This window comes from Bradyrhizobium sp. HKCCYLRH3073 (assembly GCF_051167995.1).
Taxonomy (GTDB): Bacteria; Pseudomonadota; Alphaproteobacteria; order Rhizobiales; family Xanthobacteraceae; genus Bradyrhizobium.
Genome location: NZ_JBNPUD010000005.1, coordinates 26651 through 50187 on the forward strand (window position 1 = coordinate 26651; position 23537 = coordinate 50187).

Consider the following 23537-nt stretch of genomic DNA (forward strand, 5'->3'; position numbering starts at 1 on the left):
CGTGGTCAGGCTTCCGGCATGACGATTCCGCCGCACACTGGCACGCGAACGCCGGTCACGAAGCCGGCGAGGTCCGAGGCCAGAAACGCGATCATGTTGGCGACGTCCTGATCGTAGCCACGCCGCCCGAGCGGCACTGACCGCTCGTAGAGCGGCTGCACCTCGTCGCGGTCGCGGCGGTCCCTGTCGGAGATGACCCAGCCCGGGGCGACCTGATTCACCGTGATGCCATGCCCTCCGAGCTCCCGCGCCAGCGATCGGAGCAGGCCGTCCATGGCGCATTTGGCCGCCGTGTATGGCGCGCGGTTGTGCAGGGCCAGGCTCGTCATCTCCGTGCCGAGAGAGATGAGGCGTCCCCATTTCCGCTCGATCATCGGTCCGGAAAACACCCGCGCGGTCGCCCAGGCCTGCAGGACCGAAGAGCGGAACACCTTGTCGAACTGGTCGGGTGTCTGCTCGACCACGGGACGTTCGTCGTACCATGTCACCGCATTGTTCACGACGATATCGACAGGACCGAGCGCGCGCTCGGTGGCGCGGCGCATGGCCTGCACGTCCTCGAGCTCGGCGACGTCGCCCGAGATCGTGCAGGCATGTTGCGGCTGAAGCTCGTTCAGCTCCTCGCACAGTCTTTCGGCGGCAGCCCGCGCCGTCAGATAATGGATCGCGACCTTCGCACCACAGGCCGCGAGCGTCCGGGCGATCGGCCGGCCGAGCTCTCCGGCCGCTCCGGTGACCAGCGCGACCTTGCCCGAGAGATTGATCTGGAGCGGGGACTTCAACGGGCGCAGCGCCGGATCGTCCGGCAGGGGACCGAGCGTGTTTCGCCGAATTCGTCGTGCAACCGCGCGCGCGATCCGCATCCACCCGTCCCCGAAAGTATTCATTCGCCCGGGTCGCAGTATTAAATGCGGGACTAATTATTTAAATTGCACAATTTGACGCATTTGTGCCGCAGCCGATCGAGCGGTGACGTGGGCCGATCCGCTCAGGATGCGCGCGGCGTCGGACTCTCGGCGAGACGGTTGCCGAGCGGCCAGTCTGCGCCGGACGCGTCATGCACCGCTCCGGCAGCAGGCGCAGGCCTGAACTTGTGCCGGAGCTGCCTGAAATACGGCTCGATGAAGCGCTCGATCGCCGCCGCGTAGATGACGGAGATCAGGAGCGCGAGCGGAAACAGGAGGTACGGCTTGGCGGCGATCGCGGGCAGGTTCTTGTCGATCGTTCGGATCACGACGTTGTGGATCAGATAGATCGCATAGGAATAGGTGCCGAGCGTCATCACCCAGGAGCGGTTGAGATCACGAAACAGCGGCGCGTCGGCGAAACGCACCGCGAAATAGAACAACGGCATCAGCGCCAGGCCCTGAAGGCTGTAGCGCGCGGTCTCCCGGAACACCGGATCACGGTAGACCAGCGAGACCAGCAGCGCCGCGACGGCGCCGGCCAGCAGCGCCCATTGGGCCGCCGACATCCGCCCCGAGGCAGAGCGCTGCCGCACCGGGTTCATGACCAGCGCCAGAATGCAGCCATAGGCGATCGAGTCGATGCGGGTGTCCGAGGCGTAATAGGTGCGGTCGGAGAAGAACCCAGGCGCATGCACGAGATGGAAGCGCCAGGCGAGGACGCCGAAACAGACGAGCCCGAGCAGCGCGCCGATGGTGCGCGGCCGCAGCGCCGATCCGAGCAGCAGCGTCATCAGCAGGGGATAGACGATGTAGAAGTGCTCCTCGACCGCGAGCGACCAGAGAATGCCGGTGCCGTCGGGCACCGTGTTGCCGGGATCGAAGAACAGGCCGTAATAGTTGGCGAAATACAACACCTGGGCCGCCAGGCCCTTGACGGTCATTCCGCCGTCCAGCAGGCCGGCGGCGGTGAGACCGTAGGCGATCGCCAGGGACAGCAGCAGAGGCGGCATCAGCCGGAACACGCGCCGCGCATAGAAGCTGGGAACGTCGAGCGCGCCGATTCGCTCATGCTCGGCCAGCATGAGCGTGGAGATCAGGAAACCGCTGAGGAAGAAGAAGATGGTGACGCCGAAGCCGCCGGGGACGATGGCCTGAAGTCCGGAATGGCCCAGCACCACGATCAGCACCGAGAGCGCGCGGATGCCGTCGAGTGATGGAATGATCGGGGATGCGCTGCCATGGGCGTTCGTGCTGCGGGACGCTGCCGGCGCGGTCCCCTCGCCGCCGGGAGCCGTCATCGGCGGCGCGGCGGAAGCGGCACGAAGGCGGCTGAGCTCGAGAATCTTGGCCATGCTGTCCAGACGGAGTCGGAGAAACACGTAGCTTCGTAATCGTCGTGTCAGTGCCGCGGCGATCGGCCGCCGAGCGTCATCGCGTGTCGGCCGCGGCGTGGCTGGCGCGCCAGAGCTGGGCCCGCTCCGCGTTGATCCGGGCGGTGGCGGCGCGCTTGCCCAGGCGCAGGCAGGCGTGCTGGTAGGCGCGGAGGAAGCGGCGGAATTCGAGATCGTCGTAGCGCGGCAGGCCCGTCAGCCAGCTCCGGAAATAGCCCCACAGCATCGCGGTGCTGCCGATCAGGGCGGGATAGGCCGGCAGGTGATAGACCGCCACCGCGAACTGATACAGCGGCGACGTTCCCATGAAGTACTGGCCAAAACCCTTGCGCAGCCGCCCGGTCCAGATGCCCTTGTGACTGGCGCCCTGCGGCCGCAGATGGATGAAGCGCAGCGCTTCGCTGTCGATGCTCTCGGCGATCCAGCCGAGCATGCGGCAGCGGTGGCAGTCGATGCCGTCCCACATCACCTGGCGCACGAAACCGCCGATCTCCTGGAAGCAGGCGACGCGGTAGAACTTGGTCATCCCGACCGACATCTCGTCGCCGCAGACCTCCGGCTCGAGCGCGCCGGTCTGGGGATGGACGAACCACGGCTTGCCCGAGGTGGTCCCGACCCGCGGATCGCTTTCCATCCGCTCCATCAGCAGCTCGAAGTAGCGCGCGGGCAGATCGAGGTCCATGTCGAGCTTGCAGAGATAGTCGAAATCCTCCAGCCGCACGCTCTCCAGCCCGGCATAGAACGCCTCGATCACGCCGGGCCCGACCTTGCGTCCGCCACGATCGGCGCGGCGGATCACGCGCAGATAGGGCAGGCGCTGGGCGTACTCGTCGAGAATGGCCGGGGTGTCATCGGTCGATCCGTCGTCCACCACGATCCACAGCGCCGGCGGCACCGATTGCGCAGCGACGCTGTCGAGAGTCCGGCGGAGGTATTGGGCCTCGTCCCGGCAGGGCGAGATGAGCAGGTAGCGGCGCGATGGCGTCACGTATCAAATCCCTTGCCGAAGGCGGAAGATTGCGACGAATCTCTGCCGAGCAGGGGCGTCGCCGGCCGCCTTTCAATAAATTAAATCGTGAATTAATATTATGTCAGGGCGCGTGTCAAAGTCATGGTGTTTTTAAATCGGCGCCCTCGTTCGCTGTGACCGGTCCTGCGAGAGGTTAACATGGATGGCATCGGCCCCGTGATCCCCGGCTGCACCCAGGCTTCGGCCCGGCCGGTCGCGCGTGGGACGCGCCGGATCGACGCCGCCTGCATCCGGGCGCTGCTCACGGCGGCGCTTGCCCTGCTGTCTGTCCGCGGCATTGCCGCAGCCGCCGAGCCGACCGCGTCCGCCGGGCCGTCACTGGCCGGCAATCTGCTGCCGGTGGAGCGTCTCGCAGCCTGGAATCCCGGGCTGATGTCAGCCGGCGGTATTCCGAACCGCACCATCATTTATCGCGCGCTGTCTCCGAGCGGGAGAGACGACAGCGGCGCGATCCAGGCCGCCCTGACCGCCGCGCCCGCCGGCCAGGTGGTGATGCTCGGCCCCGGGACGTTCATCGTCAACGAGCCGCTCCTGATCAGCCGGCCGGTGACGCTGCGCGGCGCGGGCGCGGGTGTGACCAGGCTGGTGAAAACCAACGGTGCACGGGCACGAACGTCGGCCGTGATTGCCGGCACCAAGGGAATCCTGACGCCGGTCGATCCGAGCACGTACAGCTATGATCCCAAGCCGATCATCATCGTCGGACCTTCGCGCTGGAACAATGGCCCCGACAGCAGCGCGTCGCAGGACCTGCTGGCCGACGGCGTTCAGGGAACGTCGACTGTGACCCTTGCCAACACCGCGAACCTGAAGCCGGGGGATTTCGTTCTGCTCGACGAGGTCTCGGGCGCATCGTGGCAGGCGACACCGGCAGGCTTTCCGGCGGGAGCGAAGGTCTGGCAAGGCGATCGGGTCGCCTGGAACATGCACGATCCGGTTCAGCCGGGGGACGACAATGCCGGCGCGAATGCCGGAGGTCCATATGACCAGACCCCCGGTGTGCTGCCGAAGTCGATGTCGTGGTTCGCCCGGACCGACCGGGCGACCGCCGAGATCAAGGAGATCGCCTCGGTCACCGGCAGCACGGTGACATTCACCTCGCCGCTCACGATCAGCTATCGCAGGGATCACCAGGCGCAGCTCACGCCCTACAGCACCGACCCGAACAGCGGTCGCCACGCCGCCAATAATCGCGACATCCACGTTGCCAGGGTGGGTGTCGAAGATCTGAGCATCATCGGCGGGGCGGACGGCGCGTTGCGGTTCGAAGCCGCCGCTTATTCCTGGGCCAGATCCGTCGAGGTGACACAATGGCTCGGCGAGGGCGTGGCGATCAACAATTCGTTCCGGATCGAGCTCCGCGACTCCTACATTCACGCCGGCTCGTGGCCGCAGCCGGGCGGGGCGGGCTACGCGATCAGCTTGGCGGCGGGCTCCTCGGAGGTCCTGATCGAGAACAACATCCTGGTCGATGTCTGCAAGAACATGGTGTTTCGGTCGTCGGGCGCCGGCAGCGTCGTCGGCTATAATTATGCCGACGACTCGTTCGATTTCGACAATCCCGGCTGGGTCGAGGTCGGCATCAACGCCTCGCACATGGCCGGCGCGCATCACGTCCTGTTCGAAGGCAATCTGTCCCACAATGCCGACAGCGACTACACGCACGGCAACGCGATCTATCTCACTTTTTTCCGCAACCATCTCACCGGCCAGCGCCAGCGCTTCGTCGATCGCTCGGGCATCCGGGCCGTGGGTCTCGCCTACGGCTCGTGGTGGGATTCGTTCGCCGGCAATGTGCTGGGCCAGCCGGGACGCATGAGCGGTTGGGTGTACGACGATCCATCGATGCGGGCCGGCACGGCCGCCTGGGGGCAGGGCGGTGTCGGCAACGTCTGGATGCTTGGCTACGACCCGGAGCGATGGACCATGGCGCCCGATCCGAAGACGCTGGCCACGGTGATCCGCGGCGGCAATTTCGACTATCTCACCGGCAAGGTGGTCTGGACCGACGCTCTCGCGGCGCAGCCGCTGCCGGCGTCGCTGTATCTCAGAGCCAAACCCGGCTTTTTCGGCGATCATCCGTGGCCCTGGGTGGACCCGACCAGCGATACCAAGCTGCATACGTTGCCGGCCAAGGCGAGATTCGAGGCGGGCGCGCCATTCGCGGCCGCGCCGGGATCAACGCAATAGAGCCGGCGTGAGACGTCCAACGGGTTTCCGTCAGGTGCGGACGCCGAGCCGCGGGCGCCAAGCCGGCCGTGTACGGCTCCAACGAGCCGGCCGCCTGTTCGCCGGCTGAGCGGCGGGCATGCTCTGTTGTGACCTCCGCCAGTATCGCGCGGCCTCGACCGTGACGAGCACGAACACCACCCAGGTCACGTCGAAGGCGCGCAGCCACAGGGTTTCGAGCAGGTTGTAGAGCATGACGAACAGCGCGACGGACAGCAGGATCCACGCCCGCTTGTAGTCGTGCTTCATCACGCGGCCGATGACGTGAACGGTGGCCGCCAGAAAGACGAGGAGAAAGGCAAAGCCCACATAGCCCAGCTCCAGCATCGCATCGTAGTAGCCGTTGTGGGAGTTCGGCATGGCCTTCACCCAGCCGGGCGCATCGGTGATGCTTGGTGCGTCGGCGCCGACCAGCCAGAAGCTCTGATAGCCCCATCCCAGGAGCGGCCGCTTCGCGATCTCCAGATTCGAGAAGGCCCATATGGTCGTCCGGCCGGTGAAGCTGGAATCACCCGTCAGCAGATAGGCGATGCGGCCGGTCGTGAAGCCCGCGAGCTCGCCGACCACGAAGTAGCCGAGGATGATCGCCATCAGGATCAGAAGCGGTGCAACCCGCAGCGTTCTCGCAAGCGCCAGCGTCAGGACGGCCAGGATCGGGGCGACCAGAGCGAGGCCGAGCGCGGTCTTCGAACTGGACAAGAAGATCAGGACGACGGCAGCGGCGGCGACGACGATCCCAAGCGCGCGGCGCGTGCCGGGATAGAGCAGCTCGTGAACCGACAGCAGGAAGGCGATGGCAGCAAACTCGCCCAGCAGGTTCTTGCCCGAGAAGTAGCCCTGATAACCGATGTCGACCAGCGCGTTGCCGTACTGCGCGTAGGTCGCGTAGCCGCCGGGGATCAGCAGCACATTGAGGATCGCCCCCGCTGCAAAGCAGAGGAACATGCCGCGCAGGATGTCGGCGCTCGGCCTCGATAGCAGGGCGGGCAGCACGATGGCGGTGAGGACCATCGCTTCCTGGACGAAACGGACGAAGGCGAATTCGGGTTTGAATGCCCACGCAATGCTGGCGCCAGCCAATCCAAAATAGGCGCAGAGACTGATGATGTTGGGCGGAACGGCAAACCGCTCGCCGCGGGCGAGGCGTTGCATCGTAACGATGATGGCGACGGCCGCGAGAACAGGCCAGAAGACCCGGTTCTCGACCCTGCTCTCGAGCAAGCCCTGGAGTCCGGGCGATGGCGGGAAGCTGAAATAGATCAGCGGCTGAATGAGCGACGAGTAGGCGAAGGCGAGGACCGGAATCAGCGCGCAGACGTCGAACGTCCCCGCGGAGGCCTGCGGCCCGGCCGACATCGACGTGCTCGCTGCAATTCTCGGCATCAATCTCACTCGGATATTCGAACGGGGCGGCCCCCGGCAGCCGCCGGGAATACCGTCCATGATATTATCCAGAGATGAAATTAAATAAAAGAACCTTCGACGCGTGCTCGGAAGGTATCGCTGCGGACGCGCCGCAAATCTGCTCTGGCATTCACAAATAAATCGTATTAAATAAATCATGTGATTTAAAATTAAATAGTGGCTTTTAGGTCGCACGTTTTTCGGTCGGGGAGGTGCGGCAGGGGTCCGCGGCCCGGCATCCTCGTGCGGCGGGGCAGATTGAGGGAGAGCGGTTGATGCTGACCACGCATGAATTGCAGGAGCCGGGATCCTCCCTTTATCGCGTGGGGCGCTCCGGGGCGGGTCGCGATCGGCCGGAGGTCGATGCTGTCGCCCCGGCCGACGCCGCAATTCCCGACGACCTCGCGCGCGACGTCTATTGCGTCCTCGGAATACCGGTCGATGCCATCAACATGCGCGGCGTGCTGCGCCGCATCCGCGATGCTGCTCAACAAAGAACGCGGCTTCTCATTTCGACCCCCAATCTCAACTTCCTTGTCGCCAGCCAGTCGAACAGGAGTTTCAGGGAGTCGCTGATCCTGAGCGATCTCTGCACGGTGGACGGCATGCCGGTGGTCTGGATCGCCAGGCTGCTCGGGATTCCGATCAAGAGCCGGACGGCCGGCGCGGACATCTTCGACGCGCTGAAGTCGGAGGCCGCGCCGGCAAGCGCGCTGAAGCTCTTTCTTTTCGGTGGCCCGGAGGGGGCCGCCGAACGGGCCGCCCGGACGCTGAACGGTCAGTCGGCGGGATTGCAGTGCGTGGGCTGGTCGAACCCCGGTTATTTGTCGGCCGAGGAGCTGAGCCGGGATCACATCATCGACGAGATCAATTCCAGCGGGGCGGACTTCCTGGTTGCCTCGCTCAGCAGCGTGAAGGGACAATCATGGCTGCAGCGCAACCATGAGCGCCTCGAGATTCCAGTTCGCGCCCACCTCGGCGCCGCGCTCAACTTCCAGGCCGGGACCGTGAAGCGCGCACCGGCGTTCCTGCGCCGATCAGGCTTCGAGTGGCTGTGGCGCATCAAGGAGGAGCCCTATCTCTGGCGCCGCTACTGGAACGATGGGACCGCGATGCTCGGCCTCATGCTCACCCACGTGTTGCCGTTCGTGGTGTGGACCTGGTGGATGCGCCGCACGCGTGAGCGGGGTGAGGCGCTGACCATCACGCAGGACTATGGGACGCGCGCGGTCACGCTCAGCCTGTCTGGGCCTGCCGACTCGCGCCACGTGGACCGGGCCATTCCGGTTTTCCGTGCCGCGACGGCGTCCCAAAAGCCGGTCACGGTCGATTTCTCGAACGTCTGCGCCATCGATGCGCGCTTCCTTGGGTTGCTGCTGATGCTGAGGAAGCAGTTGGAGGCCCAGGGCTGTACCGCGACCTTCGTGGGCGTTTCGCCGCTGATGGCCCGCATCTTCCGCTTCGGCGGTCTGGACCGGCAATGAGCGGGGGAGGCCTGTCATCGGTCGCACCACGGGTTCAGCAGTCGGTGGTTCGATGATCGCCGCCGCGACGCTCGCCCGCGTTGCGAAGAATTGCCTGAGCCGTCAGTCCGACCGGCGCCCACCGGCTGACTGTCGCCCATCGAGCGACGTGTGTTCGGAGATTGAGCGGTGAGTGCGGCAGGCCAGAAGAGGCGCGAGCTTCTGGTCGACTTCTATCGAAGCTGCGCGATGCTGTTCGTGTTCTATCATCACACGGCCAACGTCTTTCCGGACTCCGTCGATCTGTTCACGAAATTCAATCCCTTCGCCGAGCTCTTCGTCGTGATCTCGGGATTCATGGTCGGCTACGTCTATCTGCACAAGGAGAGACATGGAGAGCTCGTCGCCCGCGGCTTGAAGGTGCTCGCCGCCTATTTCGTCGTCTCGGTACCGGTTGCGGTCGGCATGGCCGTTCTGGGGAAGAAGCGAGAGCCGGTGGGGCAGGCGATTTTCGACGTGCTGACGTTCCAGTCCGAGCCGACCGCTATCACCATCCTCAAATTCTACGGGCTGATATTCCTGCTGCTGCCGGTCATCCTGCCGATCTTCAAGCGAAGCAGGCTCCTGGTGCTCGCGTTGTCGGCTGCGATCTTCGTGGCCTGCACGTGGCTCAGCAATACGAGCACGGCGGCCGAGCTCGAGAATCCGGCCGCCATTCTGCTGCTGTTCTCGTTCCAGGCGCAGATGTTCTTCGTGTTTGGTATCTGGCTCGGAGATCTCCATCGGTCCAACCGCCTGATCGGACCCGTGTTCTACACGGCGCTGGCCTCGATCTTCACCTTCGGGCTGCTGCTCGATTACAGCCTCGGCTTTCCCAGCAATGGCGAAAAATACCCCTATCGGTTCGACAAGCTCCTCAACCTGCTTTGGACATTGCCGCTGCTGTTGGCACTGCTGTGGGCGGTGTACGCGCGCACCCGGCGATCGCCGGCGGTCGCGCTCATCCTCAACGTCGGCCAGAACTCGCTGATTGCGTTCCTCGGGTCGGAGGTGGTGCGGCAGTCGGTAAAACTCGCGCTCCTCCTGGGCGGCGTCCACCCGCAGGTCTACGGCCAGACCGTGATGGGCCTGTTCGATGTCGTCCTGGTGACCGCGGTGCTCTGGCTCTACCGGGCGCATTGGCAGAACCGCCCGACAATGCTGCACCCGCTCAGCGGGCCGTAGCCGCGTCTTTCGCCTGAAAGTGTTGCTCCGATGCGCTTGTTCGAATCCTCCCGGGCGGCTTAGCTCATCGCTAACCATTGGCCGCTAGCCTCTCGAGACGCCCGAGGAGGCATGAACTGATGTGGGTGATAGCGCTTCATTTTGCAGCCGGGGTGGTTGCCGGGACCATGTTCACGGTGCGCACGCTGCTGGCGCTCGCCGCGATCGTCTTCATGGAGTGCATCGCCGCGTCGATCGTCAGCGGGCTGCCGGCCGCGCTCTATGCCGGCGCCGGTCTGGTTGCAGTCCAGGTCGGCTATCTCTCGGGGATCTACGTTCGCAGCGCTCTGGAGCGTGCCGGAATCGCCCAGCCATCCATTCGCGCCGAGCACCAGCGCTGACGGCCGATTGATCTCCGTCATCGGTCGCCGTCCATGGCGCGCGCACCGGCCAGCGCGCGCCGATGGACCTACTCGGCCATCACGCTCCCGTAACGGGCATAGTATTTGTGGTTGTAGTAGTCGCCGAAGTGATGGGCGTAGCGCTTCAGCGCCTTCATGTCGGTCTTGTTGAGCACGACGCCGAACAGGGCATCGTAGACGTTGGGCGCCGTGTTCAGCGCATGCTCGACCACCTCGGCGGGCGTCCGTCCCCATTCCACGACAAGGACGAAGCTGTCGAGCAGCGCCGAGATGGCCCGCGCGTCGACGACGGGAGCGAGCGGCGGAAGATCGACGATGACGTAGTCATAGGCTTCGCGGAGCTGCTCGAACAGCTTGCGCATCTGCTCGTTGCCGAGGATATCGCTGGTGTCGCGCTGTGCGGCGCCCATTCCGGGCAGAAAATCCAGGCGCGTCACCGGGTCGGTCCAGACGGCGTCCGCGAGCTGACGCCCTCCCGAGACGATGTCGGCGATCCCGGTCCCGGCATCGGGGGCGAGCATGGCGGACAGCGACGGATTCCTGAGGTCGCAGTCGACCACGATCACCCGCTTGCCTGAATTGGCGATCAACTGCGCCAGCGACGCGGCGATGATGGACTTGCCCTCGTTCGGCAGGGCGGACGTCAGTCCGAAGACCTTCCGCGACGTCCGGTTCGGATCCTGGTCGATGGCGACTTTCAACGAGCGGATGGATTCGGCGAAGCGCGAAGTGGGCATCGCGGATGCGGCCCAGCAGGTCCCGGGGCCTCTCGAGACCATTCGCTGGCTGCAGTCCGGTTCGACCTTGGCAACGGCGTTGGCCGTCGCTTTCTTGGTGAACTTGTCGACTTCGCCTCGTTTGAGCAGAGGGACGACCGAGAGGCAGGGCAGGCGCAGGCGATCCTCGACCTGGTCGGTCGTTCGAAAGCTGCGGTCCTTGGCCTCTGCGAGCAGGCCAAAGCCGCCACCGAGCGCCAGGCCGCCGAACAGGCCGATCGCCATCAGCACGATGGACTTCGGCTTGATCTTCTTCTTCGGTGGTGTGGCGGCGGAGATCACACGCGCCTTGGCGATCGGGAAGGAGCCCTGCTGGACCGAGCCCATGTAGCGCTGAAGGAAGGTGTCGTAGAGGGCACGATAGCTCTTGGCGCTCGTCTCCAGCTCGCGGATGCTGACCTCCGCGGCCCTGGTGTCCTGCGACTTGCCAACGGCTTGCGCCAGCTGCCTCTCGATCTCCTGCTGCTGCTGCTTGGCCTCCGCATAGTCATGCTTGGCGACGTCGGCAAGGCGCCGCACCTCGTCGAGCATGGCCTGACGGATGCTCTTCATCGTCGCACGGATATTGACGACGGCGACGTGATCGTTGCCATATTTCGCAGCATATTCGTACTCGCGCTTGGCGTTATCGAGATATTGCTGACGCAGGCTGTTGATGATCGTCGTGCTGTTGGAATTGCTCAAGGAGAGGCCGTCCGGCGGATTGAGATTGCCGCTGAGTTCCGCCGGGGAGAAGTCGGAGACGGCGGCAATGCGGTCGACCGGCATATCGGCATTGCTCGTCGCGAGCATGTCGTCGAACCGATTGAGCCGGGTCATCAGCGAGGCGGTATGGGTGCGCGCCGCCACCAGACGGTTGGTGAGTTCTGTGACCTGCTGCTGGTCGATGAGCTTGCCGTCTGCCGAAACGATATTGTACCGGCTCTTCAGCTCGTTGACGGCGCGCTCGGCCGTCGTCGCGTCGTTGCCGAGGTCCTGCAGGCGGTCGTGGAGCCAGGCCGTGATGGTGCGCTGCTCGTTGGCCTCCGCCTTCAGCTGCTGATCGAAATACTCCTTGGCGATGGCATTGGCGATCATCGCCGCCCGATGGGGATCGCTGGCGCTGAAATCGACCTCGACGACCGAGCTGGTGCCGATCCTGAAGGCGTTCATCCGGCGCTGGAATTCGTCGAGGAGATCGTCCATGGACGGCGCGTTTGGCTCCGGCGCCAAACCGACGAGCCTGCGGACCGCGGTGACCGCACCGTGCAGCGGGCTGCCTTTACCGTTGAAGTCGGGGTCGTCGGCCAGGTTCAACTGGTTGATGACGCTGGTCGCGATCGACTTGGATTTCAGGATCTCGATCTGCGACTCCATGTCGAGCGGGGGCTCGTCCTGAACCGCAGGTTGCGGCTGCACGACCGCGGCCTTGGAGGTGCCCAGCATGATCTTGACGTCCGCCGAGTAGGTCGGCGGGAGGATTTTCAGCAGGGCGAAGCTTGCCAGTAGCGAAAGCACCGTGGTGATCGCAATCACCAGATAGTGCCGGCGCAGGAATCCCAGCGCCATGTCGAACGGCCCGGGTCCGTTCCGGTCCCAACCCTGCTCCTGCTGAGGGGGGTAGGCAGGCGTGCTCGCGTTGGGATTGTGCAGCATGTTTTGAAGCTTCATCAGTTGCGTTTCGGACGTCGGAGCCGTCCGATTGCCTGCGAGAACGAGAATTTATATATTCGGAACCATTAAATGATCTGGGACCGCCGCGCGATTTAATTTATATTAAATAAGGTTTTGCTCAGCAAGTGGCCTTTCGAATTAAATATCGCCGTTGTGGAGCGCGCCCTTGCGCCCGCAAGGGCTTCTCCAGCCGGATACCGGCGTCCCGCTCGCCTGGGTCTCGGTCTTTGGCCGTCGCGTAACGGTGTGTAACGGCCGTCGCCGGACCATTGCCAAGCCGCGGGTTTTGGGCATCAGTCCTGGCGATGAGCATGCCTGCGGCCACGCTTTTGTTGGTGGAGGACGACCCGGAGATCAGCCGGCTCGTGAGTGATTTCATGCGCCGGGAAGGGTTCGAGATCGAGGTCGCCGCCACGGCGGCGGCGATGGATGCCGTGCTGCGGCGGCTGCGCCCCGATCTCATCATTCTCGACCTGATGCTGCCGGGAGAGGACGGGCTTTCGATCTGCCGCCGGCTGCGGGCGAGCGACGACATTCCCATCCTGATGCTGTCGGCCAAGAGCGACGAGATCGACCGCGTGGTCGGGCTGGAGCTCGGCGCCGATGACTATATGGTCAAGCCTTTCGGGCCACGCGAGCTTCTGGCCCGCGTGCGCGCGCTGTTGCGGCGTACCCAGGCGAGCCCGCCGCGAGACGCGAGCCGGCGTTTCGGTTTCGACCGCTTCGTGCTCGACGTTGATGCCCGCAGCATCGAGATCCCGGATGCGCAGGGCGCGCCGATCCAGCTGACCTCGGCGGAGTTCGACCTGCTCGCCTGCTTCGTGCAGCGGCCGCGGCGGGTGCTGAGCCGCGACCAGATCCTGGATTGGACGCGCGGCCGCTCCGCCGAGCCTTTCGACCGCACCGTCGACATGCTGATCTCGCGGTTGCGGCGCAAGCTCGAGGCCGCAAGCCCGGGAACGAACCTGATCACCACCGTCCGCAACGGCGGATACCTGTTCACGGCGACGGTGAGGCCGGTGGCGTGATGATGCGGCTGACGCTTGCGATGCGTATCGGCCTCATCGTCATCATCGGCCTGTTGGCGATCTGGATCGTCACCCTGGCGCGGTTCTACCGCGCCCGTACCGCGGAGCTCGAAGGCGCGACGCCGCTGCCGATGCGGCTGGCCGCGCTCGCCGAGCTGATCGAGCGAACGCCCCGGACGGAGCGGGGCCGGGTCGTCGATGCCGTGTCCTCCGACCGCTTCGAGGTCCGGCTGGTCGGGGCCGACGCGGCGGTCCGGCTTCCGCGGACGGAGCCCGCGCCGGTCCGGTCCGGATTGCGCGAGGCCTATGCCGAGGCGCTCGGTGCGCGCCCGCTGGCCATCACCTCCGTGCCGGAGCCGGAGGGGCGGTGGTTTCCGCGGCTCTCGCGGGCGCCGCAGAATGCCCTGGAGTTCCGCATCGGCCTGAACGGCGGCGACGTTCTCGTCGTGGATTCGCGCTCGTCGCTGGTGTTGACCCAGCAGGGGTTGCCGATCGGACTCGGCGCGGGCCTGTTCGGAACGGTGGTCGCGCTGTTCGCGCTTCTCATCATGCAGCGCGAGACGCGGCCGCTGGCACGCCTTGCCGCCGCCGTCGACCGGGTTGACCTCGGCGGAGCGGCGGTGCCACTGCCCGACGTCCGCCGCAACGCGCCCGAGGTGCGCGCCGTGGTCACGGCGTTCGGGCGGCTGCAGGACCGGCTCGCCGATCTGATGCAGGCGCGCATGGCGCTGGTCGGCGGCATTGCTCACGACGTCCGCACCTTCGCCACGCGGCTGCGGCTGCGTATCGACCAGATCCCGGACGACGCCGAGCGGCAGCGCGCCGTGGTCGATATCTCCGACATGATCCGTCTGCTCGACGACGCGCTGCTCGCGAGCCGGGCGGGGGCCGGCGAGCTGCCGCAGGAGCTCATCGCCTTCGACGAGCTGGTGCGGGCCGAGGTCGATGATCGCCGTGCGCACCGGGCGCGGGTGCGTCTCGACCATGCGGGCGATGGACGCGAGCTGCTGATGCTCGGTGACCGCGTCGCGCTGCGCCGGATCGTCGCCAACATCATCGACAACGCGCTCAAATATGGCGAGGCTGCGCATGTCTCGCTGCAACGCCAGCCGGAGCACGCCGTGCTGACGGTCGATGACGAAGGGCCCGGGATTCCCGGCGACCAGCGCAAGGCCATGCTTGAGCCGTTCACGCGCCTGGACACGTCGCGCAATCGTGGCACCGGAGGAGCCGGGCTCGGACTGGCGGTGGTGCGGACGCTGGTGGAGGCGCATCGTGGCAGCATCGAGATCACTGACGCGCCGCGCGGCGCCCGCATCGTCGTGCGGCTGCCGCTGTTTCTCGACGGGCCCGGCGATGTGCATTCCGATCTGACGTGATCGATGGCAGCGTGGTGATCGGAGCGCTGTCTTCAAGCGGTGGCAATTCGCCGTTCTTCCCGCAAAAGTTGAGATAACGACGTAGCGGGCGGGAAGGACGCGGCGGCTTGGTCTTCGCCTTACGCGACGTCGACGATGCGCCCGCTTGATGATCGCGTGGAGATTGTGATAGGTATTCGATGCATCCTCATTGCATCGCCACGCGGATTGAACTGGGCGCGGCGCCGATTTTGTAAACCCATCGTACCGAATGTCATTCAACCGCACGGGCCGCGCGGACCGCGGACTCGTGCGCCGATGGACGACGTCGTTCCGGCTCGCCCGGGCGAGAACGTCCGAGGTCAGGGCAGGATCATCGACATGGCAGCAAGAAAGACCCGCGTGGCGATATTGGGCGGCGGCATCGGCGCGTTGAGTGCGGCCTTTGCCTTGAGCGAGATCGATCCGCGCGGCGAGCTCTACGAGATCACCTTGTATCAGCTCGGCTGGCGTCTCGGAGGCAAGACCGCCAGCGGACGCAACGCCAAGCAGGGACAGCGCATCGAGGAGCATGGGCTGCATATCTGGGCCGGCTTCTACGAGAACGCCTTCACCATCCTGCGTGCCGCGCTGAAGGCACTGGATGCACCGCCGAGCGACCCGATCAGGACGATCGATGATGCCTTCAAGCGGCAGAACGAGATCTTCTACGCCGAGTATACCGACGGCCAATGGCTGCCCTGGCCATTCTGGTTTCAGCCGGATGTCGACGAATCGGTCTATCCCGGCCGGGATAGCCTGTGGGCGCCCGCCGACAACATCGTGCCACCGCTTTCGACCCTGCTGCTGCGGACCATCGCCAGCATCATCTTCAACCTGAACTACTATCTCGAGGACTGGCCGGGCGACCAGAATGCCGAGCTGGCGAAGGCGATCGCCGCCATGCCCGCCGAGCGACGGGCCCGGCTGGCGGCCGTCCCGTCCAATGGCAAGGGCCATCCGCTGCTTCTTCTGGCTCACCGCGTCGGCGAGAATCTGCACAGTGACGTCGAAGCGATCCGCCGCGATGCCCAGGGCGACATGGCGGCGCTTCTCCGTGCGTTCCGCGGCATCGTCAAGGAGTATCAGAAGGTCGATGGCCTCGAGGAAGGCCTGCGCCGGCTGTTGATCCTCGCCAATCTCGGCATCTGCATGCTGCTCGGCATCATCGAGAACGACTGCCTGACGGATGGGCTGGAGGTTCTCGACAGGTTCGAATTCCGCAGCTTTCTGGCGCAGCAGGATGAAGAGGCTGCCAACAACGCCATCGTGACCGCTCTCTATGAGTACATCTTCGCCTTTCGCAGCGGCTCCCGCGAGCCGTCGGAGCAGCAGGTGTCGGCCTGCTCGGCCGTTCAGGGACTTCTGCGGCTGTTCTTCACCTACAAGGGGGCGTTCTTCTATAAGTCCGTCGTCGGCATGGGGGATACGATCTGCACCCCGATCTACCAGCTGCTGGCGCGGCGCGGCGTGAACTTCAAGTTCTTCCACAAGGTCACGAGCCTCGAGCCGACCGAGGACGGTAGCAACATCGCGATCATCAACATCGACAAGCAGGTCGAGTTCGTCGATGGCAAATATGATCCGCTGGTCCTGGTGAAGAACTACTGGTGCTGGCCGTCCGAGCCCAAATGGAAGGAGATCGAGAACGGCGAGTACTACGCGCTGAAGGGCTATAATTTCGAGAACGCCTATGGTCCTCCCAACCCGCCGCAGCCGCCTCCGGCGGCGCGGCTCAGCCTGCAACTCGGTCAGGATTTCGACCAGGTGGTGCTGGGCATCGCGGTCGGCGCACTCGATGAGATCTGCCGGCCCTTGGTGCAGCAGAAGCCGGCCTGGGCCGACATGGTCGGCAATCTCCCAACCGTGCGCACCATGGCGCTGCAGCTCTGGCTCGACTGCCCGGTCGGGGATCTCGGCGGCCCCTATGTGGCGCCTGGACCGTCGCTGGAGACGATGGGGCCGATCGTCACCACCTGCAAGCCGCCGCTGGACACCTATTCCGACATGTCGCAATTGCTGCCGGCCGAGGACTGGCCGGCGCCGGGGCCGCGCTCGATCGCCTATTATTGCGCCGTCATGAGCGACAAGAGCGCGCCGGACAATGAGGAGCTGGCGGCGGATTATGTGAAGAGCGCATCGAAGGACTGGATGACATCCTGGCTCGATACGCTCTGGACGAACATCGGCAGCGGCAGCACGTTCCGCTGGGATCTGCTGCACGCGCCGAGCGACATCAGCGGATCGGCGCGGCTCGATTTCCAGTTCTGGCGCGCCAACATCAATCCGAGCGAACGCTATGTGCTGAGCCTGCCGGGCACGCTGCGGCACCGGATGGAGCCCGGCAAGTCCGGCTACGACAATCTCTTCCTCGCCGGCGACTGGACCCGTGTGCCTGAGATCAACGCCGGATGCGTGGAGGTCGCGGCGATGTCCGGCCTTGCCGCAGCGTCGGCGCTGTCGGGCGTCTACATTCCGATCGTCTCCACCAGCCCTGAGCCGTACATCACCAACGCCTATGTCAACTACGCCGGATGGATCACGCTTCCGCCGGCGCCCTATCTCTGCAACGACTCGACCTTCTACGGCTTCGCCGTGCCGGCCGACCTCAGCGCCTGCCAGCGGTTTCTCGACCGCTCCTTCAACCGCGTCGCGGGCCGCGACCAGTTCCGCGTGATGCTGGACATGGCGTTCGTCAACGTCATCCAGGTGCGCAAGAGCCAGGCCGCGACGCCGCCATTCGCGGAGCAGGGGACGATGTCCGAGACCGATATCGGGCTGTGGCTCCTGGTCGGCAGCTATGAGCGGGGTGCCCTGCTGCCGAAATCGATCGGCTTCGTGCCTGCCTATCTGTTCGTCGACAATGCCTGGTCGGTGGTTGCGGGGCAGGAGGTCTGGGGCTTTCCCAAATATCACGCGACCATCGTCCAGCCGGCCAGCGCGCCATCGAACGACCCGTTCGACGTCTCGGGGCTGGCGATTGCCTGCTACGGGCCGGATGCCCATGCCTGCCAGCAGCGCATCATCCGAATCGAAGGCACGGACGGATCGCCCCCGACCGCGACCGCGGTGGCCTCGCCGGCGGATGCGTTCCGGCGGCTCTGTGCCGGAGCCGACGACGAGCGGCTGAAGCAGGTGACGACCGGGCCCGGCATGGCGTCGTTCCTGGGCGGCGTCTGGGGTCTGCCGATTCCCGTGTTCTATCTCAAGCAGGCGCGGTCGGCGGACAGTCTCACCGCGGCGAGCTACAAGACGCTGTTGAACGGCGCGCTTGACCTGACGGCGCTGCGCAGCTGGCAACTGCAATCGGGCAACTGGACGATCGAGATGAGCGCGCTCGACAGCCTGCCGTTCATTCGCGACCTCGGGCTCGGCACGCCCGTCGACGGCAAGCTCGTCCTGACCGCGACCACGCGCATCTGGGCCGAGATCGACTTCACCGTCGCGACGGCCACCCCCATGGCCTGAACAGGTCGTCACGCCGATTGTCGCCTCGGCGCGTCATCATCGACGGCGGCGAGCCGCGCCGCCGCCCGGCGCAGGAACGCCGCCGCGCCCTGCGCCTCGGCCACCGTGACGGCCTCGCGCAGCGCGGCCGTCACCTGGCCCGGCGCATGATCCGGAACGGCGGCCAGGATCTCGGCGCGCCGCCGATGCAGCGGCGACAGGAAATAGCCGTCGCCATAGCGCCGCGCGGCGTCGATCGCCGCATCGATCGTCTGCATCGCCTCGGCCGTGTTGCCGACGATCAGTTGCAGGCCGGCGACCTCGCCGAGATAGAAGCAGGAGAAATGCATCATGCCGAGCGTCTGGAACGCCGGCAGCGCCTCGCACGCCGCCGCCAGCGCCTCGTCTGGATTCCTGCCGAGATGGCCGCGGGCGTGCGCCTGCAGGCTGCCTGCCACCAGCTGATAGAGCGGATAGCCATGGTCGCGGCAGATGGTCAGGGCTTCCTCGGTGGCGAGGAGGACATCCTCGTAGTCGCCGCGTGCGAGCTGATAGAAGGCGAGCCACGACAGCGCCCAGGCGAGGTCGAACGGACGTCCGAGCCGGCGCGCATGCGCGATGAGATCGCTGGCGACCGCGGCCGCACCAGCGTCGTCGCCCATCGCATGCAGCACCTGCAGCAGCGAGGCCTGGGCGGCGACCAGCGGATCCTGCGAGGACAGTTGCGGCAGCCGCGCGCCGTCCGACGCCTGATAGAGCTGCACCGCGGCGGCCAGCAGCCGGCGCGCGGCGGGGAGGTCGCCTCTGGCGAAGAGAATGTAGCCCAACGCAACGCCGCTCTCGATGCGGTGCTCGGGAAGGCCGGTCTGCTCGCCGATTCCCAGGCACAGATGCGCCATCTCCTCGGCACCGTCGAGATCGCCCGCGATGATCAGGAAACTGCAGATGCCGCGCAGCACGGCGAACAGGCCGGCGGTGTTGCCGAGTGCGTCGCAGATCGCCCGTGCCTCGGACAGCGCCTTGCCGACCTCGGGCACGGTGTAGCCGCGCGAGGCGGCGAGGCTGACGGCAAGCCCGATCAGGAGCTCGAGCTCCAAGTCGGCGCGCTCGCCGTCGGCGGATTGATGACGCAGCAGGTCGAGCGCCGTTTGCAGATGTCGCGCCGCTTCGACATGCGCGGCGCGCGAGGCGGCGCGCCGGCCCGCGGCCGCCCATAGCGGGATGGCTTCGGCGATCGCGCCGCTCTCGGTGAAATGGTAGGCCAGCAACTCCGGCTCGGTGTCCCGCGTCTCGGGAAAGCGATCGCGCAGCACCGCGGCGATCCTGCCATGCAATGTCTGGCGTTCGCGCCGGAGCAGGGACTCGTAGGCGGCGTCGCGGATCAACGCGTGCTTGAACGTGTAGAGGCCGTCGGGCGGCGCGCCGCTGCTCTCCACGAGGCCGGACTTGACGAGCTGATCCAGGCTCTCGCCGAGCCTGGCTTCGGGCTCCGCCACGATGGCCGACAACAGATCGTAGCTGAAGCGGCGACCGATGGCGGCGCCGAGATTGGCAATCCGGCGCGCCGGCCCCAATCGGTCGAGCCGCGCAACCAGGGAGTCCTGCAGCGAGGCAGGAATGGCCACGCTCGCATGGCCGTCCCGTGCGGGCGCCGCGGAGGCTTCGACGACGTACTTCGCCAGCTCTTCCAGGAATAGCGGAATGCCTTCGCCACGGCTGACGATCTGGCGCAGCGTCGCTGCCGGCAGCGCGGCCGAAGCGGCCACATGGGTGCAGATCCGCTCGGCGTCGCCGTGACTCAATCGCCCGAGCGGGAGCCGCGTGACCTGCGGGCTCCCGGCCCAGGGCGGCTCATATTCGAGCCGGGCCGTGACCACGATCAGCCAGCGGCGTTGTGCGGCGCGCCGGATCGCCCGATCGAGCAGCTCGAGCGTGGTCGTGTCGCTCCAATGCGCGTCTTCCAGCACCAGCAGCGCGGGCCCGGTCGGCACCATCATGTCGATCAGCCGGAGCAGCGTCTCCCGCGTGACCTCCGAGCGCTTCTCGACGGTCATCGTCTGCAACGGACTGTCCGGCTCGGGAGCGACGCCCAGGATATCGGCGAGCACGGCGCGCGCCGTGGCGTCGCCGACGCCGTGCGCGTTCATGAAGCGATCGAGCTTGTCGCGACGCGTCGCTGCGCCGTCGGAGCGGTCGAAGCCGGCGATGAGCGCGAGCTGCTCCGAGATCGGATACAGCACGCTGTCACAACGGGTGGGGCTGCAGTGCCAGATCATCTGGAGCTGGGAGACGTCGGCCACGCGCCGACGCAGCTCCTCGACCAGCCGCGACTTGCCGATGCCCGGCTCGCCATGGAGCAGCACCACCTGTCCGCTGCCGAACCGCGCCGCCGCCCAGCAATCGAATAGACGCGCCAGCTCCTGGTCGCGCCCGACCAGAGGGGAGCTTTCGCCGCGAATGCGGGCGTGGAAACGGCTCGCGACGGCGGCTTCCTCCAGCACCTCGAACGCCTCGACCGGTGCGGCGAATCCCTTCAGCGCGAACGTGCCGAGATCGCGGAAGTCGAACATGCCGCGCGCGATGCGCTCGGTGGTCCGGGCCACGACGATGCTGTCGGGGGCGGCGATCGATTGCAGCCGCGCCGCCAGATTCGGCGTCTCGCCGACGATGTCGACCGGGCGGCCGTCGGCGCGGGGCATGAGGTCGCTGACCACGACGAGGCCGGTGGCGATGCCGATGCGCAGACGCAGCTTCTGTCCATGCGGGGCCTCGAGCCGGCCGACGGCGTCGCGCAGCGCGATGGCGGCGCGGATCGCGGTGGCTGCATCGTCTTCCCCCGCGCGCGGATAGCCGAAATAGGCGAGCACGCCGTCGCCGGCATATTGCGTGATGGCGCCGCCATGGTGGCCGATGACGTTTTCGCAGGTCGTCAGGAAGGCGTCGATGACGCTGGTCATATCTTCCGGATCGAGCCTGACCGTGAGCGAGACGGAGCCGACGAGATCGCAGATCAGCGCCGTGACCTGCCGCCGCTCGGCGCGATGCATGCCGAGCAGGCGCGAGCTCGTCGTCGTATCGGATGACGGCTGTCGCAACGCCCCGCCACACCCGCCGCAGACGTCCGAGCCCGGTGGATTGGGCCGACCACAGGTTTCACAATCCATCTGCGTTCGGGCTCCCGGACACGACTACGGAATGCGAATGAGCGCGAAGCGCGGAGCTTGCGATGAGGGCGCGATCGCGGCGCCCGTATCGACCGACGTCGCGCGCCGAGCGCGAAGCATCGGTTTGCGGTACTGGCATTTCGAGTGCGACCAGGACCGGCTGATCATGTTCAACTCATAGCGCATTCGTGGCAGAGTAGCAACGGTGCCGGATTGCTCGCGGTCGCTCCGGGGAGGGGGGAACGATGTCGGACGGCTCCCTCGGGTGTCCTCGATGCCGGCGGGACCGTTCAAGCCTGCGACGATTTGACATCAATGTGGAAGCATCAGGCCGCCTCGCTTGCGGAAAGGCGCGCATGATCGCGCGATCCCGCGGCGGATGGCCCGTCCGGGTGATGCGTCGTGAGGCCCTCGGAAAGCGTGAGGGCGCAGGGAAGGCCGGACCTCGACTGAGGCCCGTGGCCCGCCTGCGAAAAAAATGCAGGCGGCAGGTACCACAGGTCAGCCGGAAACCCGGCCCTCCCTGCGCGATGGTTGAACGGCTGCTTCGCGTTCTCCCTGGTGCGCCGGGCTTTCTGGCCACCATCCCCACGCGAAGCCAGGGCCTCGACGTGAGTTGATATCAGCATCGGGATATCAGGACCGCGCGACTTGACCGTGCGTGGCGAACTGTTCGTCGGCGCGAGCAACCCGCGCTGCAATCCACCACGCCCACCGCTCCCCGCCTCGCATGTCGTGACGACCGCGATACGCCCCTCAGCTCGAGACGGGATGTAGGAATAGAACCATGATTTTCGGAAAAACGAAAGAGGAATATTTTTGGCGCGGGGACTGGACAGGCCAAATCAGCTTGATCGCGCAGCGGAAATCAGTTTCTCGGCGCATCGAGCATCCAACGATTGCGCCGCCCGTCCGAACCTCGGGATTTTCTGGTCCGACGCTGACGCGTCGTCCTGGACCGACAAGGAGGACGACCGAGGCGCCTGGCTGCGCCGCTCCGTCACGGCCAGTCGGCGAAGTTGAGGATGGCCCGCGACTGGCCTTTGGTCCGCTGCGACGAAACGCCCTTGCGCCACGCGCCCGGTGATTGGCCGGTGTGCCTGACGAAGAAGCGGTTGAAATAGGCGCTGTCCTTGAAGCCGAGCGCGAAGGCGATCTGCTTGATCGTCGCGGTGGTGGTTTCGAGCCGGGTCGCCGCCTCCTGAATGACGCGTTGCTGAATCAGCGCGCTCGGTGACCGCTGCAGCACCCGGGTGCACAGCGCGTGCAGGCGATCCGGCGTCACGCCGAGCAACGCAGCGTAGTCGGCGACCCGCAGTTGCTGATGAAAGCGTTCCTCGACGAGCCGGCGAAAGCGGCTCAGGATCTCGGCGCTGGAGCCCTGCGCCTCGCCGGCGCTGTCGTCGGCAAACAGCCGCCAGAAGCGCAGCACGCACAGGGTCAGCTCCGATGACGTGATCGAGGCCGCGCCGCGCCGTGACGGATTTTCGATCTCGGCTGCGATCGCCGCCATCGAGCGCGCGATGACCGCGGCGAACTCGGCCGTGACCGAGAAGGCCAGGACGGCCTCGGTGCCTGCGAGGTCGAGATAGGCGGGCTCGGCGGAGGAGGGCAGGTGGCGGTGCCAGAGCCCGGAGCGCAGCCGCAGGAGATGGCCGGCCGAGCCGGCCGCGACGTCGAGATGCTCGGCCTCTCCCGCCGGCAGCCAGACCAGCGCCGGACCGGACCAGGTCTGGATTTCGTCATCGGCGAAGCGCGCCGAGGCAGCCCCGGCGGAGAGGCAGAGCAGGTGGACGAACGGCCGCGCGGCATCCGACCGCAGGGCCCAGCGCCGTGCCTCGAAATGCGTGGGAATGGCTTCGGCGCCGAGCGCTGCCGGGGTGCCGCGAGCCACCGGCGGCAGCGTCCGAGGCGCGGCATTACGCGCAGTCGTCGCCCCAGAAAAGTGCACTCTTTTGCCGGAACTGTCCATTGCGCCACCCAAGCCTGCGGTGTTTCCCTCGTCAAGTCCCGACGACCGCA

General features: G+C 66.1%; 14 protein-coding genes. 7 read left to right on the forward strand and 7 right to left on the reverse strand.

What is annotated here, in order from left to right; genetic code table 11:
• Window positions 1-5: 5 nt before the first annotated feature.
• The 3 genes from ACQR1X_RS14090 to ACQR1X_RS14100 form a co-directional block, all read right to left on the reverse strand.
• Entirely contained in the window at window positions 6-782 is a 777-nt protein-coding gene (locus ACQR1X_RS14090; protein WP_434899042.1) for an SDR family NAD(P)-dependent oxidoreductase, read from the reverse strand.
• A gap of 206 nt (window positions 783-988) precedes the next feature.
• A complete protein-coding gene (locus tag ACQR1X_RS14095) occupies window positions 989-2260 on the reverse strand; it encodes an acyltransferase family protein (RefSeq protein WP_434899043.1) in 1272 nt (423 codons plus the stop codon).
• Window positions 2261-2336: 76 nt separating this feature from the next.
• A complete protein-coding gene (locus ACQR1X_RS14100; protein ID WP_315802920.1) occupies window positions 2337-3287 on the reverse strand; it encodes a glycosyltransferase in 951 nt (316 codons plus the stop codon).
• Between the two features lie 180 nt (window positions 3288-3467).
• Between ACQR1X_RS14100 and ACQR1X_RS14105 the strand changes: the two genes are divergently transcribed.
• Entirely contained in the window at window positions 3468-5519 is a 2052-nt protein-coding gene (locus ACQR1X_RS14105) for a glycosyl hydrolase family 28-related protein (protein ID WP_316216146.1), read from the forward strand.
• A 30-nt stretch (window positions 5520-5549) separates the two neighbouring features.
• Here ACQR1X_RS14105 and ACQR1X_RS14110 read toward each other — a convergent pair whose 3' ends face one another.
• Window positions 5550-6941 carry an O-antigen ligase family protein gene (locus ACQR1X_RS14110; RefSeq protein ID WP_316180513.1) on the reverse strand — a complete coding sequence of 464 codons (1392 nt, stop codon included), beginning with the start codon at window positions 6939-6941 and terminating at the stop codon, window positions 5550-5552.
• 296 nt (window positions 6942-7237) lie between these two features.
• Between ACQR1X_RS14110 and ACQR1X_RS14115 the strand changes: the two genes are divergently transcribed.
• The 3 genes from ACQR1X_RS14115 to ACQR1X_RS14125 all read left to right on the forward strand — a co-directional run bounded on the left by ACQR1X_RS14115 (window position 7238) and on the right by ACQR1X_RS14125 (window position 10029).
• Window positions 7238-8446, forward strand: a complete 1209-nt coding sequence (locus tag ACQR1X_RS14115; protein WP_434899044.1) for a WecB/TagA/CpsF family glycosyltransferase — start codon at window positions 7238-7240, stop codon at window positions 8444-8446.
• A 168-nt stretch (window positions 8447-8614) separates the two neighbouring features.
• A complete protein-coding gene (gene opgC / locus ACQR1X_RS14120) occupies window positions 8615-9649 on the forward strand; it encodes an OpgC domain-containing protein (RefSeq protein WP_434899045.1) in 1035 nt (344 codons plus the stop codon).
• Between the two features lie 119 nt (window positions 9650-9768).
• A complete protein-coding gene (locus tag ACQR1X_RS14125; RefSeq protein WP_434838911.1) occupies window positions 9769-10029 on the forward strand; it encodes a hypothetical protein in 261 nt (86 codons plus the stop codon).
• Between the two features lie 68 nt (window positions 10030-10097).
• Here ACQR1X_RS14125 and ACQR1X_RS14130 read toward each other — a convergent pair whose 3' ends face one another.
• A complete protein-coding gene (locus ACQR1X_RS14130; RefSeq protein WP_434899179.1) occupies window positions 10098-12461 on the reverse strand; it encodes a polysaccharide biosynthesis tyrosine autokinase in 2364 nt (787 codons plus the stop codon).
• A 323-nt stretch (window positions 12462-12784) separates the two neighbouring features.
• On the opposite strand from ACQR1X_RS14130, the gene ACQR1X_RS14135 reads away from it, so the two are divergent.
• The 3 genes from ACQR1X_RS14135 (at window position 12785) to ACQR1X_RS14145 (ending at window position 18372) form a co-directional block, all read left to right on the forward strand.
• Window positions 12785-13507 carry a response regulator gene (locus tag ACQR1X_RS14135; RefSeq protein WP_434899046.1) on the forward strand — a complete coding sequence of 241 codons (723 nt, stop codon included), beginning with the start codon at window positions 12785-12787 and terminating at the stop codon, window positions 13505-13507.
• Window positions 13507-14886 carry an ATP-binding protein gene (locus ACQR1X_RS14140; RefSeq protein ID WP_434899180.1) on the forward strand — a complete coding sequence of 460 codons (1380 nt, stop codon included), beginning with the start codon at window positions 13507-13509 and terminating at the stop codon, window positions 14884-14886. The genes ACQR1X_RS14135 and ACQR1X_RS14140 overlap by 1 nt, the downstream gene beginning before the upstream one ends.
• A gap of 360 nt (window positions 14887-15246) precedes the next feature.
• On the forward strand, window positions 15247-18372 hold the full coding sequence (locus ACQR1X_RS14145) for an NAD(P)-binding protein (protein WP_434899047.1): 3126 nt from the start codon (window positions 15247-15249) through the stop codon (window positions 18370-18372).
• A gap of 8 nt (window positions 18373-18380) precedes the next feature.
• Here ACQR1X_RS14145 and ACQR1X_RS14150 read toward each other — a convergent pair whose 3' ends face one another.
• Together ACQR1X_RS14150 and ACQR1X_RS14155 are read right to left on the reverse strand one after the other, a co-directional pair.
• Window positions 18381-21446 (reverse strand): ATP-binding protein, encoded by a 3066-nt coding sequence (locus ACQR1X_RS14150; protein WP_434887603.1) that lies wholly within the window; start codon window positions 21444-21446, stop codon window positions 18381-18383.
• A 1069-nt stretch (window positions 21447-22515) separates the two neighbouring features.
• A complete protein-coding gene (locus tag ACQR1X_RS14155) occupies window positions 22516-23409 on the reverse strand; it encodes a helix-turn-helix domain-containing protein (RefSeq protein WP_316180529.1) in 894 nt (297 codons plus the stop codon).
• Window positions 23410-23537: the final 128 nt, after the last annotated feature.